The sequence below is a fragment of the Zoogloea sp. genome (assembly GCF_017302315.1).
Classification (GTDB): domain Bacteria; phylum Pseudomonadota; class Gammaproteobacteria; order Burkholderiales; family Rhodocyclaceae; genus Zoogloea.
Genome location: NZ_JAFLDT010000002.1, coordinates 78709 through 94833 on the forward strand (window position 1 = coordinate 78709; position 16125 = coordinate 94833).

Sequence of the window (16125 nt, forward strand, 5' to 3'; positions counted from 1 at the left end):
GCTCAGAATTTCATCCGGGTGACGATGTCGTAGACCGGCATCATGACGGCGCCCATGACCGCCAGCAGCAGCCCGCCCAGCAACAGGGTGAGGGTGGGTTCGATGCTGGCCTGCAGTCTTTCGATGGCTTCTCGCACATCCCGGTCGTAGAAGTAGCTGACGTTGGCGAGGGCCGTGTCCAGGGCTCCGGTGCTCTCGCCGACCCGCAACATGCGGGTGACCAGCGGTGGGAACAGTTCGACGGAGCGGAAGGCGTCGGATACCTTGCTGCCCTGGGCAATGTGTTGCCCGACCTGTTGCAGCCCCTGGCACAGAGCCCGATTGCCCACGACATCCTCTGCAGACTTGAGGGCGTCGATGACGGTGATGCCCGAGGCGTACATCATTGCGAACAGGCCGGTGAAGCGGGCCAGGATGATCTTGCGCCGGACGGCGCCGAGGATGGGCAGGCGTAGCAGGGCGGCATCGAAGCGCAGTCTTGCGGCCGGGCGCGTGGTGATCGCATGGCGCGCCAGCGCCACGCTGGCGATGGCGCCCACCAGCAACAGCCAGCCGTGCTCGATGACGAAGCCGGACAGGGCGATGAGGGCCCGGGTTTGCCAGGGTAGGGCCTGCCCTGCACTCTGGAACAGGCGGGCAAGCTCCGGGACAACATGGATCAATGCAACCGCCATCGCTGCGGCGATGACGAGGCTGACAATGGCCGGGTAGAGGGCGATGCGCAGGGCGTAGGCGGCCAGCTCATCGTCACGCTTGAGGGCGTCGGTGAGGGCGCGGAGGACTTCCGGCAGCCGCCCGGTGTGTTCGCCGGCCCGTACCAGGCTGCAAAAGACGCCATTGAAGACCTCGGGATGGCGTTGCAGCGCCTGGGACAGGCTGAGTCCGCCCTCGATGGCCTCCACGACGTCGCCGATGATCTGGCGGAAGGGCGCGCGATGCAGGGCGTCGCGCAGGTCGGCGAGGCTGTCGATGATCGGCACGCCAGCCCGCAGGAACTGCTCCAGGTGAAAGCAGAAGTTGATCAGCTCGCGCCGGCTGATCTTGCGCTTGGGGCGCCAGTTCATCGGCCGCACCGGTGTACCGTGGACCAGGTCCAGTCCGAGTCGGTGCAGGCGCAGTTCGAGATCGCCCGGGTTGGCGGCATCCATCCGTCCGCGCACGATGCGGCCTTGGCGGTTCATCGCCCGATAGCCGAAATCACTCATGGGAGCAGGCGTCCGGTCAGGTCGATGACCCGGGAGAGTTCCTCGAAGGACGTGCTGCCCTCCAGGACCCGGCGGGAGCCATCGTCGGCCAGCGGCCTGAAGCCCCGGGAGGCCGCCGCATGATGGAGTTCGCGGGCCGTGGCGCGACGGGCAATCAGTTCGTCCAAGTCCGCGTCCATGCGTAGCAGTTCCATGATGGCCATGCGCCCCCGGTAGCCCTGGAAGTCGCACTGGGGGCAGCCCCGGGCGCGGAACAGGGTGGGGCGCACTGCATTGTCGGTACATCCCAGCAGCCGCATTTCGTAGTCGGCAGCGGGGTAGGCTTCGCGGCAGTGGGGGCACAGGCGGCGTACCAGTCGCTGGGCCACGATGCCGATAAGGTTGCCGGCCAGGATGTCGGGCACGATGCCCAGGTCGAACAGGCGCGGGATGGCGCCGATGGCCGAGCTGGTGTGCAGGGTGGAATACACCTGATGTCCGGTCATGGCCGCTTGGAAGGCCATGCGGGCGGTGTCGCTATCGCGGATTTCGCCTACCAGGATCACGTCCGGATCCTGGCGCAGCATGGCCCGCACCCCATTGGCGAAATCCAGCCTGGCCGAATCGGATACCGCGGTCTGGCGGATCTGCGCCATGGGATATTCCACCGGGTCTTCGAGGGTCATGATGTTGATGCCCTCCGCATTGATGTGACCAAGGATGGAATACAGGGTGGTGGTCTTGCCGCTGCCGGTGGGGCCGGTGACGAGGATCAGCCCTTCCGGCCGGGCGATCATCAGTTTGAGCAGATCGAGGCGGGGAGCGCTGAGCCCGAGTTCATTCAGGCCGACGATGCCTTTCTGACGATCCAGTACCCGAAGGACAATGTTCTCGCCATGGATGGTGGGCTGCGTGGAGACGCGGAAGTCCACAGGGCGGCCGCTAACGCTGAGGGAAATCCGGCCATCCTGGGGGGCGCGGGTCTCCGCAATGTTGAGTCCGGCCATGACCTTGATGCGCACCGCCATGGCGGGCCAGTAGGATCTGTGCAGGGCGCGGATCTGGCGCAGGAGGCCGTCGATGCGATAGCGGATGCGCAGGAAGCCTGCTTCCGGTTCGAAGTGGAGGTCGGAGGCGCCGCGCTTGACGGCATCGGCAAGCAGGGCGTCGATCAGCCGTACCACCGGCTGGGCGTAGGTGTCGCCCCGGCCGGCCAGACCGCTGGCGTCCGTCTCGCCCGTTTCGATCTCATGAAGGATTCCGTCGATGGACAGCTCGTGCCCATAGAGCATGTCGATGGCGCAGGCGATCTCGGAGTCGCCCGCGAGCCGCAGCTCGACGGTGGCGCCGCTGGGGAGCAGGCTGCGGAGCTGGTCTTGGGCGAGGATGTCCCGGGTGTTGCTGGATGCGACGACCAGGTGACATCGCTCGGCGTCGTAGCTGAGGGGGATCAGGCCGAGACGGCGGGCGGCCTGACGCGGTACCAGGGTGAGGGCTTCTGCGTCTGGCAACAGGCCGGTGAGGTCGGCACAGGTTTGGTCAAGGCTGCGGGCCAGGGCATCGCGCAGTGTGGCCTCGGAAAGAAAGCCCAGACGGACGAGCTGCCGGCCGATGATCTCCCGGGTGCGCGTCTGTTCGCGCAGGGCGATGTGAAGCTGGTCGCTGCTGATCAGGCCCAGGGCAATGAGCGTCTGGCCAATGGGTTGAGGGGTCTGTGGCGCCTTGTTCATGGGGATGCCTCGACAGAAGTGAGCGCGTGCAGGCGCGCCGCGCACTGGGATGGGTTGAAGCGCGCGGACTGTTGCGCCGCCAGGTCCAGGGCCAGGCGGTAGTGATCGGCGGCCAGGTGGCGCTGGCCTGAATGATCGAGGCTCACCGCCAGGTTATAAGTGATGTCCGGGTCCGTCGGCGCGAGGGCGTGGGCCAGGGCGTAGCTGCGCCGGGCTTCGGCCCAGTGCTGTTCGCGGGCGAGGCGTTCGGCAATGGCAAGCCGGGGTGCAAGGGCGTCCGGCTGCCCGGCGATGAGCTGGCGAAGACGGGATTCGGTGGCGGTGTCCGGTCGGACGAGGCTCAGTCCGGCGATGGCGACCGGGTCGGTCGGGTCGAGATCCAGGGTTGCAGTGAAGTAAGCCTCTGCGTCGACTGGGCGGCGGGCCTGCAATGCCAGGGCGCCAAGGCCGCGGAGCGCGTCGGTGTCTGTGGGTGCGATCTGGTGTGCAGCGCGATAGAGCGCCTCGGCACGGACCGTGTCACCTGCCATGAGGGCTGCATGGGCCGCGGAAGTGGGCTGGGTTTCACCCCCGGAGTTGCTCTGCCGGAATTGGGGTTCGAGTCCGTCACGATGAGTGGTTGGCGGGTCGGGCGCGTCAGAATGTCGCGCAGGCCGGGGGCCGACTGCTGGCCTTGTAAGCACTGGCAGGGGAAGGCCCGGGCTCTCAGCCGTTGTTAACAATGGGCCAATGGTGGCAGGTAGCGTGGCTGCCGGATCCGCTGGCGCCGCGGGCAAGACCACCGGCGGCATCTGCCGGCCCGGGTGGGGTGCATCGGCGTGGGCCAGGGGTTGCAGCTCCAGCCAGATGCCGCCGGCCATCCCCGCCAGTGCCGCTGCACCGGCAAGTCCGATCAGCAGGGGGCGAACAAGGGATGAGGAGGGATGTCGTATCGGCGGGGTAGGCTCGGCGGTGGGGCCGGGGGGCGAGGCCGGCCTATCCCTGGCAGGTTCAACGGACGGTTGCGAATCTCCGGTGAGGGGTTCGAGTGCTAGTCCGGAGTGCGTCGCCCCGCGGGCTGGCGGCGCGGATACATGGCTGTCGCCTTCGGCTTGGCGCAGGGCTTCGAGGAGGCGGCTCATGGTTGATGCTTTGCCGGTGCATCAAGGCGCCCGGTGTCGGGGGGGAAGTTGGGGGTGCCGGGTGTGGGGGTGTTGCGGAAGAAGCTCGCGTCGGGAAGGCGGTCGTGCAGATGACCTCCAGCACCGGCAGACCGGGCTGCACTGGCGACCACCGGGCGCAGGAATATGACCAGCTCGGTCTTCTGGATGCCATTGTCGCGGTTGGTGAAGATCTCCCCGAGCAGGGGAATCTGGCCGATAAGCGGAACCCGTCCGGTCTTGAAGTCGATGCGGTCTTCCATCAGGCCGCCGAGAATCGCCGTCTCTCCATTTCCGATGCGCAGGATGGACTCGATCTCGCGGGTTCGTATCTGTGGCACAAGGTTGGCGATGCCGCCCGGAATGCTCGGGTTGGGGTCACGGCGGAAGTCCGAGATGCTGGAGATGGTCGGGCGGACGTTGAGGATGACCTCATCGGTGTCGCTGATCTGGGGCGTGACGGTCATCACCAGCCCGACGGAAACCGACTGGGGGGTTGTGGTGACCGTGGTGAGTGCGCCAGCGTTGGTTGTCTGGGTGGTATCGGCCTTGACGCTGAAATAGACATACTCTTCCACCACCTTGATGGCAGCAGTCTGGTTGTTGAGCACCGAGAGCTTGGGGCTGGAGAGCACCTTCACCGTGCCGAAGCTCTCCAGCAGCTTGACTGTGGAGTCGATACCGTCGGCGCTGTTGTAGGTGACACTGAATGGGGTGATGGCGTTGCCCGCGGTGCTGCCCAGGCCCGGGCCGCTGATTCCGAAGCGCGTCCCGCTGGTGAGGATCCGGCTCCATTCGATTCCTTGCCGATAGGTGTCACCGAGGCTGACTTCGACGATGGTCGCTTCGATAAGCACCTGGCGCCGTGCCGCCGACGTCACCCGGTCGATGAACTCACTGACCTTCTCATGCTGACGCGCCGTGGCGCGGACAGTGAGAACGCCGGTTTCCCGGTTGGCGATCACCGATGCGGCTTCGCGAAACGTGGACTTGTGGACCGTGGTGGTGGTGTTGCTCTGCATGGCGCCCGAGCCGATGGGCATGCTTGGCCGGCCGGCGGTGCTCCGATTGCGCAGCGGCTTGCCCCCGCCCTGGGTGCCGAGGTCAGGCTTCACCCCTTGTCCGCTGCTGCTCGCCGTCTCCGTGTTCTCGACGACGGTCTCGCTGGACCCCTCGGGCAGTATCTTGTCGGTCTCACGCAGGAGGTCGCGCAGGTTCTTTTCCAGGGACTCCCAAAGCTGGTTTCGCGAGAGGTTTTCTATCCGTGTGGCTGAGGTGTTGCCACCGACGGCCTGCCCTACCGCCGTGCCCGCGCCGGCCAGCATGCTGCCGGTGCCGCCGGTCGCGATCTGGGTGTTGGTGGAAACGGTGCCTGTCACCGTTCTGTTGAGGTTCACGTAGTCGAGGCGGTAGCTACGCAGGAAAGGGGTGTCCGGCATGACGGAGAGGTTCCTGCCATGGATCTCGTAGCGCATGTCCACCTGCCGTGTGAGACGGTCGAGGATCTGAGGCAGGGTCTGATCGACCGCGTTGAGGGTGACGTTTCCGGTCAGGCCAGGGTGGACGTCGAGGTTGATCCGGGCGTCGCGGGCCAGTGCAAAGAGCAGATCCTGGATATTTACTCCGGTGACGACCACCGAGTAGGTTTCCAGCCTGGAGGCTGCGACCGGTGCGGGTAAGGGCAGGACGTCCCGTAACAAGGGTGGCACGGGTGCGGTGGGCAGCGCAGTGGTTTCGGTTCGAAGATGCCCTGACGACGTAAGCTCAGGAGGGCGTGAGGCGCACGCAGCCAGCAGGAACGGCAGGAGCAGAAGAGAGCGGACCGGCATCGCGACGTCGACAAATTTATCTCAATGGCATGCATTCTATTTCATTTAATGCATTATGAGTTTTCGTGCCGGCGTCTTGGGTACGTTCACCCCCGCTATGCACGAGAACGGTGCAGACCAAACGCCCCATGCCCGGAACGGGTGCCGAAGCCATCTTGTGTAAGTCCTGTGTAAGATTGATCAACTTTAATGCTTGTCGGACCCAGGGCAGGTGCACCAATAAGCGCCACCACAAGGCGCAAGCATCCAAGAGGCATCAGCGGCCGGACTCCCCGCCAGCAAGGTTTCAGAGCTAACAACGTTGCACACTCATAACACGAGGAGAGGTGAAAAAATGACGAGCGAAACCACCCAGAAGTTCTACTATCCGTCTGAAGAGGTGGTAAAGAACGCGGCGGTGTCGGGCATGGATGCGTACAAAGCCCTGTGTGCCGAAGCCGAAAAGGATTACGAAGCTTTCTGGGGCACCCGTGCCAAGGAGCTGCTGGACTGGCAAACCCCCTTTACCCAGGTCCTGGATGAGAGCAATGCGCCGTTCTTCAAGTGGTTTGCCGATGGCAAGCTGAACGTTTCCTACAACTGTCTTGACCGTCAGGTCAAGAATGGTCTGGGCGACAAAGTTGCGCTGATTTTTGAAGGCGACAAGGGTGATGTAACCAAGGTCACCTACTCCGATCTCCTCAGCCGCGTCAGCAAGTTCGCCAACGCGCTGAAGGGTCAGGGCGTCAAGAAGGGTGATCGCGTCGTCATCTATCTGCCGATGTCCATTGAAGGTGTGGTTGCCATGCAGGCTTGCGCCCGTATCGGCGCAACCCACTCCATCGTGTTCGGCGGCTTCTCCGCCCAGTCCCTGGCCGACCGCATCAACGATGCCGGCGCCGTTCTGCTGATCACCTCCGACGGTCAGAATCGTGGCGGCAAGGCGCTGCCCCTGAAGTCCATCGCCGACGAAGCGCTGGCCAGCGGCTGCCCGACCATCAAGAGCGTCATCGTGGTCAAGCGCACCGGCGCCGAAACCGCCATGGTCGCCGGTCGTGACCTCTGGGCCGACGATCTGGTTGCCCAGCAGTCCGACGTCTGCGAGCCGGAATGGGTTGAGGCCGAGCATCCCCTGTTCCTTCTTTACACCTCCGGCTCCACGGGCAAGCCGAAGGGCGTTCAGCACTCCACTGGCGGCTATCTGCTGCACGCCGTGCTGACCATGAAGTACACCTTCGACATCAAGCCGAATGATGTCTTCTGGTGTACCGCCGATATCGGCTGGGTCACGGGCCACACCTATATCACCTACGGCCCTCTGGCCTGCGGTGCAACCGAAGTGGTGTTCGAAGGCGTGCCCACCTACCCGGACGCCGGCCGTTTCTGGAAGATGATCCAGGATCACAAGGTCTCCGTGTTCTACACCGCCCCGACCGCGATCCGTTCGCTGATCAAGTCGGCGGACAACACCCCGGCCGTGCATCCCAAGAACTACGACATGTCCAGCCTGCGCATCCTGGGTTCGGTCGGCGAGCCGATCAACCCCGCAGCCTGGGAGTGGTACTACGAGAACGTTGGCGGCAGCCGCTGCCCGATCGTGGATACCTTCTGGCAGACCGAGACCGGCGGCCACATGATCACCCCGCTGCCTGGCGCCACCCCGCTGATCCCCGGTTCCTGCACGCTGCCCTTCCCGGGCATCCAGGCCGCCGTGGTTGACGAAACCGGTACCGAAGTTCCCTGGGGTCAGGGCGGCATCCTGGTTGTCAAGCGTCCGTGGCCGTCCATGATCCGCACCATCTGGGGCGATCCGGACCGTTTCGTGAAGTCCTACTACCCGGCTGACTTCCAGGGCAAGCTGTACCTGGCGGGCGACGGTGCCATCCGCGACAAGGACACCGGCTACTTCACCATCACCGGCCGTATCGATGATGTGCTGAACGTTTCCGGTCACCGTATGGGTACGATGGAAATCGAATCCGCCCTGGTCGCCCACGAGAAGGTTGCCGAGGCTGCTGTGGTTGGCCGTCCGGATGATCTGACCGGTGAAGCAATCGTGGCCTTCGTGGTGCTCAAGGGTGCGCGTCCGACCGGCGATGCTGCCGTTGCGATGATCAAGGAGCTGCAGAACTGGGTTGGTCAGGAAATCGGGCCGATCGCCAAGCCGAAAGACATCCGTTTCGGTGAGAACCTGCCGAAGACCCGCTCCGGCAAGATCATGCGCCGTCTGCTCCGCCAGCTGGCCAAGGGCGAGGAAATCACCCAGGACACCTCGACGCTGGAGAACCCGGCGATCCTGGAACAGCTCAAGTAAGAAATCATTCCCCGGCCCAATGGCTGGGGCGATTTGCAGAAAACAATAAACACGGCAAATCGGAAAAAGAAAAAACAGGGGAGGAACCCGGTGCAGTCAGGCCGGGGGTAGAGGGGGGGAAAAAGGCGCGAATCTCGCGCCTTTTTTTCGTCCACTTTCCGGGCCGAGTTTCCGGTAATTGAGGTCGGCGACGCCTTCTTTTTTCTATGTGCTTGATCCTGATGGAGTTTCCTGTCTGCGATCAAGGCGGCCCGTTTCTTCCGTTAGCGTAAGTTGGATGTAAGTGTCAGCCTGTAACTTGCACATACCCCTAAAGGAGTCCCTTTGGCTCCTGGCAGGTTTATTCGAAGAGGAGGAGAAATATGAAAGACGACCTCGGCGACCGCATCCGGGCAAATCCAAAATACCAGGAGCTGGTCTCGAAACGCAATTCCTATGGCTGGATCATGACAGCGCTGATGATGATCGTTTACTACGGTTACATCCTGCTGGTGGCCTTCAACAAGGAGTTCCTGGCGCAGAAGACAGGCGCGGGTGTGATGTCGATTGGTATTCCCATTGGCGTTGGTGTGATTCTGTTCACCATCATCATCACCGGTATCTACATTCGTCGTGCCAATACCGAGTTTGACGATCTGAAGGCTCAGGTCATCAAGGAGGCCACCAAGTGATGCGCAATTCCAAACTCTTGCTCGGCCTTCTGGCCATGCTGGCCTCCGGCGCCGTCCTTGCTGCTGGCGCCGACCTTGGCCAGGCTGAGAAGCAGGCCACCAACTGGACGGCCATCATCATGTTCGGCATCTTCGTTGCCGGCACGATGTTCATCACCAAGTGGGCGGCCTCGAAGACCAAATCGGCTGCCGACTTCTACACCGCCGGCGGTGGCATCACCGGCTTCCAGAACGGCCTGGCGATCGCCGGTGACTACATGTCCGCCGCGTCCTTCCTGGGTATTTCCGCTGCGGTGATGGCCAACGGTTACGACGGCCTGATCTTCGCGATCGGCTTCCTCGTGGGCTGGCCGGTCATCACCTTCCTGATGGCAGAGCGTCTGCGCAACCTCGGCAAGTTCACCTTTGCTGACGTGGCCGGTTACCGCTTCCAGCAGACCCCGATCCGTGCCTTCGCCGCTTCCGGCACGCTGGTCGTGGTGGCCTTCTACCTCATCGCCCAGATGGTCGGTGCCGGTCAGCTGATCAAGCTGCTCTTCGGCCTCGAGTACTGGATGGCGGTGGTGATCGTTGGCGCGCTGATGATGGTTTATGTGCTCTTCGGTGGCATGACCGCCACCACCTGGGTGCAGATCATCAAGGCCGTGCTGCTGCTGGCCGGTGCTTCCTTCATGGCCTTCATGGTGCTCATCAAGTTCGGTTTCAGTCCGGAAGCGATGTTCGCCAAGGCTGTCGAGATCAAGACCGCCCTCGCTGCCAAGGATGCCAAGCTGATCGCTGATGCGGCGACCGCCGCTGCCGCGTCCGGCAAGGATGTGGCCGAAGTGACCGCTGCGATGGCTGCCAAGAAGGGCGACTCCATCATGGGCCCGGGCTCCTTCGTGAAGGATCCGATCTCCGCCATCTCCTTCGGTATGGCGCTGATGTTCGGTACCGCTGGTCTGCCCCACATCCTGATGCGCTTCTTCACCGTGCCGGATGCCAAGGAAGCACGCAAGTCCGTGGGCTGGGCGACCGTCTGGATCGGCTACTTCTACATCCTGACCTTCGTGATCGGCTTTGGTGCCATCTGCTTCGTGCTGACCGACCCCACCTTCCTGGATGCCAAGGGCGCCCTGAAGGGCGGCGGCAACATGGCAGCTATCCACCTCGCCAATGCAGTCGGCGGCAATATCTTCCTCGGCTTCATCTCCGCGGTCGCATTTGCCACCATCCTGGCCGTGGTTGCCGGTCTGACCCTGTCCGGTGCTTCCGCCGTGTCCCATGACTTGTACGCCACGGTGTTCAAGAATGGCAATGCGGATTCCGCTTCCGAGCTGCGTGTTTCGCGCATCACCACCATCGTTCTCGGCGTGATCGCCGTGGTCCTGGGTATCGCCTTCGAAAAGCAGAACATCGCCTTCATGGTGTCCCTGGCCTTCGCCATCGCCGCATCCGCCAACTTCCCGGTGCTCTTCATGAGCGTGCTGTGGAAGGACTGCACCACCAAGGGTGCCGTTATCGGTGGCTTCCTCGGCCTGCTGAGCGCCGTGGTGATGACCGTGCTGTCGGACTCCGTGTGGGTCGCCACCCTGGGCAACCCGAAGGGTTCCGCTCCGTTCCCCTATACCTCGCCGGCCCTGTTCTCCATGACCATCGGCTTCGTGGGTATCTGGATCTTCTCGCTGCTTGACCGCAGCCCGAATGCCCAGCAGGAACGTGCCGACTTCGCCGCCCAGCTGATCCGGTCCGAAACCGGTATCGGTGCCTCCGGTGCTTCGGGTCACTAAGTAGTTGTATTGCCGGCGGGCTTCGGCCCTGCCGGAAGTATTGGAAAACCCCGGCTTGCCGCAAGGCAGCCGGGGTTTTTTCATGCATGTGCGGCTTTGCACCAGGCTCGTTACCGCCCGCGAAGACGCGCGATGGGCATGCGTGTGCGATGCTCGCACGGCCCTGTGCTAGACTCGGACGGATTGTTTTGGGAGCGTGCTGCCAGGGCCGAAAACCCCCGGATAGGGGTTGATCCGTGCAGCGGTCGATCGGGAATGGGCGAAAAAAGACGGCGGGGGAAGGTTCGTCGGGCGAACCAACCCCCGAGGCGTTGCCACTGCTCGCGCGGCGACTTTGCCCCCAAGACCGAGTAAAAGGAGAACAGCGGGTCGACTGTGCAATATTCCGCTTACTTCAAACTTACACTTCTGGTTTCCAAGAAAACGCCATGCGGATCCTGTTGGCCGAAGACGACCTGATTATTGCCGACGGCTTGTGCCGTGCGCTCAAAAAAGCCGGCTATGCCGTCGATCATGTCCCCAACGGGGCGGATGCCGACCTTGCTCTCATGAGTCAGACCTTTGATCTGCTGATTCTCGATCTTGGTCTCCCGCGCTTGTCCGGCATTGAAGTGTTGCGCCGCCTGCGCTCCCGAAAATGTGCGTTGCCGGTGCTGATCCTTACCGCCCAGGATGGCATCGAAGACCGTGTTCGGGGGTTGGACGCCGGCGCCGATGACTACCTGACCAAGCCCTTTGCCCTTCCCGAGCTTGAGGCGCGAGTCCGTGCCCTGACCCGGCGCGGTACCGGTCAGGCCCGTTGCATCGAGTACGCCCGCCTCGCCTACGACCAGGCCGATCGGGTGGTCAAGATCGACGGTCAGGTGGTGGAGCTCTCTGCCCGGGAGGTCGGCTTGCTCGAAGTGCTATTGCTGCGTGCCGGGAGGTTGGTGAGCAAGGAGCAACTTGTCGACCACCTGTGCGGCTGGGGCGAGGAGGTGTCCAACAATGCCATCGAGGTGTATGTCCACCGCCTGCGCAAGAAGCTTGAGCAGAGTGGCGTGCAGATCGTGACCGTGAGAGGGCTGGGGTACTGCCTGGAAAAGCCCGATGTGGTCGCCTAGATGGCGCAAGGTGGCGGACGATGAGGCCACCGACGGGAAGGCCTTCAATTCGCTCTTCGGGGAAATCCTCGACTGGATGTTGGCCCCCCTGCTGTTCCTGTGGCCCATCTCCATCATCGTCACGCACAACGTTGCCAACAGCATCGCCAACCAGCCCTATGACCAGGCGTTGGCCGTCAACGTCCGGGCCATCGCCCGGCTGGTGAAGCTTGAGAACGGTCAGGCCCGCGTGAACTTCCCCGCGCCGGCCCGCCTGATCCTGAGGGCCGACGAGGACGATACCGTCTACTACCAGGTACTCGGATTCAAGGGCGAGCTGCTTGCCGGCGACAAGGACATCCCGCCCATCGCAGCGCCGGAGAACGTCGTACCCGATCTGGTCATGTTCCGCGATGAATCCATCGCCGGCGAAGAGGTCCGCGTGGCCTACCAGTTTGTGCAGCCCATCGACAGCACACCCTCGCGCCTGGTGCTTCTCCAGGTGGCGGAGACACGCAACAAGCGCAGTACCCTCGCCTCGCGGGTGGTGACGGGCGTGCTGCTGCCCCAGTTTGCCATCATTCCCATTGCCGTGATCCTGGTGTGGTTGGGCCTCTCCCGCGGCATTGCCCCCCTCAATCAGCTCCAGCGCCTGATCCGCCGGCGGCGCCCTTCGGATCTGTCGCCGATCTCTGTGTCGGGCGTGCCGGAAGAAGTGCGGCCCCTGATCATCGCCTTCAATGAAATGATGGCCCGTCTTGAGGAGAACCTTCAGGCCCAGCAGCGGTTCATCGCCGATGCGGCCCACCAGATGCGCACCCCGCTGACGGGGCTGCGCATGCAGACCGATCTTGCCATGATGGAGACCGACCCGGTCCAGGTCCATCGCTCGTTGATCCATATCTCCCAGAGTGCCGAACGCGCCGGGCACCTGATCAACCAGCTCCTTTCCCTGGCTCGGGCCGAGGCCAGCTACGAAAAGATCTACGCGGTGGAGCGGGTGGACCTCGAAACGCTCCTGCGCGCCATGCTCAGCGACTTCGTCCCCCGGGCCCGTCAGAAGAACATCGACTTCGGCCTGGAAACCACCGGGGAGCCGCTGCTCATCGATGGCAATCCGGTGCTCCTGGGCGAGCTGGTCAAGAACCTGATCGACAACGCCATCAAGTACACCCCCGAAGGCGGCTGCGTCACCGTGCGCACCATCGCCACCGAGCGCGCCATCCTGGAGGTGGAGGATACGGGGATCGGGGTGCCCGACGTGGACCGGGAGCGCGTCTTCGAGCGTTTCTACCGGGTGCTCGGCAGCACTGAAAGCGGCTCCGGCCTGGGTCTTCCCATCGTTCGCGAGATTGCCGAACTCCATCGCGCCAAGGTCAGCCTCATCCCCAATCCCAGCGGCAAGGGCACCATCGCCCAGGTCGTCTTCCCCCGTAGCCGAGCGGGTGAAGAGGCGCCCACCCCCGAAACCCGAATCCCTGCGGATCAGTTTCCTCCCGCCTGAACACACCCGGCCAGAAAAACATGATTTCCTGTTTGACGAAGTCGTAGGCCTTGCCTATAATGCGGTCCTCGTTGGCCAGTTAGCTCAGTTGGTAGAGCAGCGGATTGAAAATCCGCGTGTCCGTGGTTCGATTCCGCGACTGGCCACCAAGAACTTTTCAAGCAAAAACGCCGACCCTTGTGGTCGGCGTTTTTGCGTTCATGGGGACAAAGCCCCGTGTCTCTGGGCGGACGCGGGGAAGGGGCGATCCTCAATCAGAGGATCTGGCCAGCGAAGACTTCCTTGAAGTAGGCGTCCACTTCCAGCGGTTCGGTGCTGTTGCCGGCAAGTGCGCGACCTTCGTGGGCAGCGCGCTCTTCGAGCGGGGGGGTGAGAAGTCGGCTGAGGTAGTCGAGGTTCATTTTGCTCTCCTTGTAGGTGATGCCAGGATGGCGCGGTCCGGTGCCGGGCAGAGGGGAGGGTGCCAAGTGCCGGACCTTGCAGGGCGCCTGTTGCCACTATAGATTTCATGTTGCGGCGCAGCAAACTACGCTTTCTGATGCTACGATCAAGTTTTACTTAACCGATTGGGCAATGCGCTATCGTTTGCCGCCTCTTCCTGCACTGCGGGCCTTTGAGGCTTCGGCGCGTCATTTGAGCTTCAAGCGGGCAGCCGCGGAGTTGTTCGTGACGCCTGGGGCGGTCAGCCAGCAGATCAAGGTGCTGGAAGCGTATCTGGGGGTGTCCTTGTTTCGCCGTGTGCCGGGTGCGCTCGGGCTGACCGAAGCGGGGCGGGCAATGCTGCCCCGGGTTCGGGAAGGGCTGGATGCGCTGGCGGCGGCAGTGACGCTTGTGCAGGCTCCGCCGGAGAACGGGCTGACCGTGCATGCGCCACCGTCCTTTGCCCAGCGCTGGCTGGTGCCACGCCTGTCGCGTTTTGCGGCCAAGCATCCCGACGTGGCGCTGAGGCTGGCCAGCGACGTGTGCAACATCGATGGGCCGGGGCATGGGCCGGAAGGTGTGCTGGCCAATCCGCGGGATGCAGGCAGCGCCGTTGCGATTCGCTTTGGCAAAGGGGCTTACCCGGGTTTCTGCAGCGATCTCCTGCTCCAGCCCGAGTATGTGCTGGTATGCAGCCCCGATCTCTTGGGGCGTTGCGGGCCGTTGAGCGCGCCGGTGGACCTGGGCCGGCAGATCCTCATCCACGACGAGTCCATCCCGGATGAGACGATGCGACCGAGCTGGGCGGAGTGGTTTCGCCTGGCAGGCGTGGCGGACGTGGACTGCAGTCGGGGGCCGCGGTTTTCCAGTGCGGTGCTCGTTCTCGAGGCGGCCTTGGGTGGGCAGGGGGTGGCGCTGGCCTTGTGGCCCCTGGTGGAGGCCGATGTCAGGTCGGGGCGGTTGGTGGTGCCCTTCCCGTTGGCGCTACCGTCACGCTACGTTTACAGCCTGGTGGCGCATGATGCCGTGCAGGAGCGTCCGGTGGTCAGGGACTTTCGGGCCTGGTTGATGGCCGAGGCGGGGTTGGCCGCCGCCGGGCCCCTGGCGCCGATGGCGGGCCGAATCTGATCAGGCCGGAGCGTGCCTTGATCCAGGCCGTGCTGTGGGCAAAAGGTCGGGTGATATAATCGCCGGCTAAAATTTCCGCCCCTGCCTGGCGCCACCCATGCAGCTGTTTGCCCTCGGACTGAACCACCACACTGCACCGCTCGCCATCCGCGAGCAGGTGGCGTTTCGTCCTGAGCGGCTGGTTCAGGCGCTGGCGGACTTTGTCCGCGCCAAGCCGGTGAAGGAAGCGGCCATCCTGTCCACCTGCAATCGCACCGAGCTCTACTTTGCCACCCAGCAGCCCCGCCATGCGGCCGACTGGTTCGCGGAGTATCACCGGGTGGCCTTGCAGGATCTGTCGCCCTATCTGTACACCCTGCCCCAGCGGGATGCCGTGCGGCACGTGTTCCGGGTGGCCAGCGGGCTGGACTCCATGGTGATCGGTGAGCCCCAGATCCTTGGGCAGATGAAGGATGCGGTACGCCAGGCGGAGGAGGCCGGTACCCTTGGTGCAACCATGCACAAGCTCTTCCAGCGCACCTTTTCGGTGGCCAAGGAAGTGCGATCCACCACCGCTATCGGTGCCAACATCGTGTCGATGGCCGCCGCCGCCGTGCATCTTTCCGAGCGCATCTTCGAGCGGGTCAGCGATCAGCGTGTGCTCTTCGTGGGGGCCGGCGAGATGATCGAGCTGTGCGCCGCCCACTTCGGCGGCGAGAAGCCGCGTCGCATCACCATTGCCAACCGTACTTTGTCTCGGGCCGAGGCGGTGGCGGGGCGCTTTGGCGCAGACGTCCTGCGCCTCGACCAGGTGGGTGATGCGCTGCCGGGCTACGACATCGTCGTCTCCTGCACGGGCAGTCCGTTGCCAGTGATTGGTCTCGGCGTGGTCGAGCGGGCATTGAAGGCGCGTCGACGCCGCCCCATGGTGATGGTGGATCTGGCGGTGCCGCGGGATATCGAACCCGAGGTGGCAGAGCTGGACGACGTATTCCTCTATACCGTCGACGATCTGGCCCAGGTGGTGGATTCGGGGCTTGAGTCCCGGCAGGCTGCGGTGGTGGAGGCGGAGGGCATCATCGACGAGCGGGTCGATGGCTTCCTTCACTGGCTGGACAGCCGTGATACTGTTCCCACCATTCGGGCCCTGCGCGAACATGCTGATCAGCTTCGTCAGGCCGAACTCGAACGGGCGCTGCGCATGCTGGCCCGGGGTGATGACCCGCAGAAAGTCCTGGAGTCCCTCAGTCAGGGGCTCACCAACAAACTGATGCACGCGCCCACCCGCTTCCTCAACGATGCGCAGGGTGACCACCGGGGCGACTGCACCCAGCTGGTCCAGCGTCTCTTCAATCTTTCCCGGGACGACTAGCCTGTCGGGCCGGTGTCTTCATGCC

The 16125-nt window shown here is 63.6% G+C and carries 12 protein-coding genes and 1 tRNA gene; 8 read left to right on the forward strand and 5 right to left on the reverse strand.

Annotated features, from left to right (window positions below):
* Positions 1-2: 2 nt before the first annotated feature.
* Genes J0L98_RS01260 through mshL form a run of 4 tightly spaced genes read right to left on the reverse strand, consistent with a single transcriptional unit; the run spans position 3 to position 5762 of the window.
* Entirely contained in the window at positions 3-1205 is a 1203-nt protein-coding gene (locus J0L98_RS01260) for a type II secretion system F family protein (protein ID WP_296409523.1), read from the reverse strand.
* Positions 1202-2914, reverse strand: coding sequence for a type II/IV secretion system protein (locus tag J0L98_RS01265; protein WP_296409524.1), 1713 nt, complete (start codon positions 2912-2914; stop codon positions 1202-1204). The genes J0L98_RS01260 and J0L98_RS01265 overlap by 4 nt, the downstream gene beginning before the upstream one ends.
* Positions 2911-4035 carry a tetratricopeptide repeat protein gene (locus J0L98_RS01270; RefSeq protein ID WP_296409526.1) on the reverse strand — a complete coding sequence of 375 codons (1125 nt, stop codon included), beginning with the start codon at positions 4033-4035 and terminating at the stop codon, positions 2911-2913. The genes J0L98_RS01265 and J0L98_RS01270 overlap by 4 nt, the downstream gene beginning before the upstream one ends.
* Positions 4032-5762 (reverse strand): pilus (MSHA type) biogenesis protein MshL, encoded by a 1731-nt coding sequence (gene mshL, locus J0L98_RS01275; RefSeq protein ID WP_296409528.1) that lies wholly within the window; start codon positions 5760-5762, stop codon positions 4032-4034. Before mshL ends, J0L98_RS01270 begins: the two co-directional genes overlap by 4 nt.
* Before the next feature lie 454 nt (positions 5763-6216).
* Here mshL and acs point away from each other — a divergent pair, with 454 nt between their 5' ends.
* From acs to J0L98_RS01305, 6 genes are all read left to right on the forward strand, one after another.
* Complete coding sequence (acs, locus tag J0L98_RS01280) at positions 6217-8175, forward strand: acetate--CoA ligase (protein ID WP_296409529.1); 1959 nt, start codon at positions 6217-6219, stop codon at positions 8173-8175.
* Positions 8176-8537: 362 nt separating this feature from the next.
* Positions 8538-8846 (forward strand): DUF485 domain-containing protein, encoded by a 309-nt coding sequence (locus tag J0L98_RS01285; protein WP_296409530.1) that lies wholly within the window; start codon positions 8538-8540, stop codon positions 8844-8846.
* Entirely contained in the window at positions 8846-10615 is a 1770-nt protein-coding gene (locus J0L98_RS01290; protein ID WP_296409531.1) for a cation acetate symporter, read from the forward strand. Before J0L98_RS01285 ends, J0L98_RS01290 begins: the two co-directional genes overlap by 1 nt.
* A 428-nt stretch (positions 10616-11043) precedes the next feature.
* Positions 11044-11718 (forward strand): response regulator transcription factor, encoded by a 675-nt coding sequence (locus J0L98_RS01295; protein WP_296408828.1) that lies wholly within the window; start codon positions 11044-11046, stop codon positions 11716-11718.
* The gene (locus tag J0L98_RS01300) at positions 11705-13201 is read left to right on the forward strand and encodes a sensor histidine kinase (RefSeq protein WP_296409532.1); all 1497 of its coding nucleotides are present in this window, start codon (positions 11705-11707) and stop codon (positions 13199-13201) included. The genes J0L98_RS01295 and J0L98_RS01300 overlap by 14 nt, the downstream gene beginning before the upstream one ends.
* Before the next feature lie 73 nt (positions 13202-13274).
* Positions 13275-13350, forward strand: a tRNA-Phe gene (locus tag J0L98_RS01305).
* Between the two features lie 105 nt (positions 13351-13455).
* Here the strand turns inward: J0L98_RS01305 and J0L98_RS01310 are convergent.
* Positions 13456-13602, reverse strand: a complete 147-nt coding sequence (locus J0L98_RS01310) for a hypothetical protein (RefSeq protein WP_296408823.1) — start codon at positions 13600-13602, stop codon at positions 13456-13458.
* Between the two features lie 172 nt (positions 13603-13774).
* Here J0L98_RS01310 and gcvA point away from each other — a divergent pair, with 172 nt between their 5' ends.
* Complete coding sequence (gene gcvA / locus J0L98_RS01315) at positions 13775-14749, forward strand: transcriptional regulator GcvA (protein ID WP_296409533.1); 975 nt, start codon at positions 13775-13777, stop codon at positions 14747-14749.
* A 97-nt stretch (positions 14750-14846) separates the two neighbouring features.
* Positions 14847-16100, forward strand: a complete 1254-nt coding sequence (gene hemA, locus J0L98_RS01320) for a glutamyl-tRNA reductase (protein ID WP_296409534.1) — start codon at positions 14847-14849, stop codon at positions 16098-16100.
* Positions 16101-16125 lie beyond the last annotated feature (25 nt).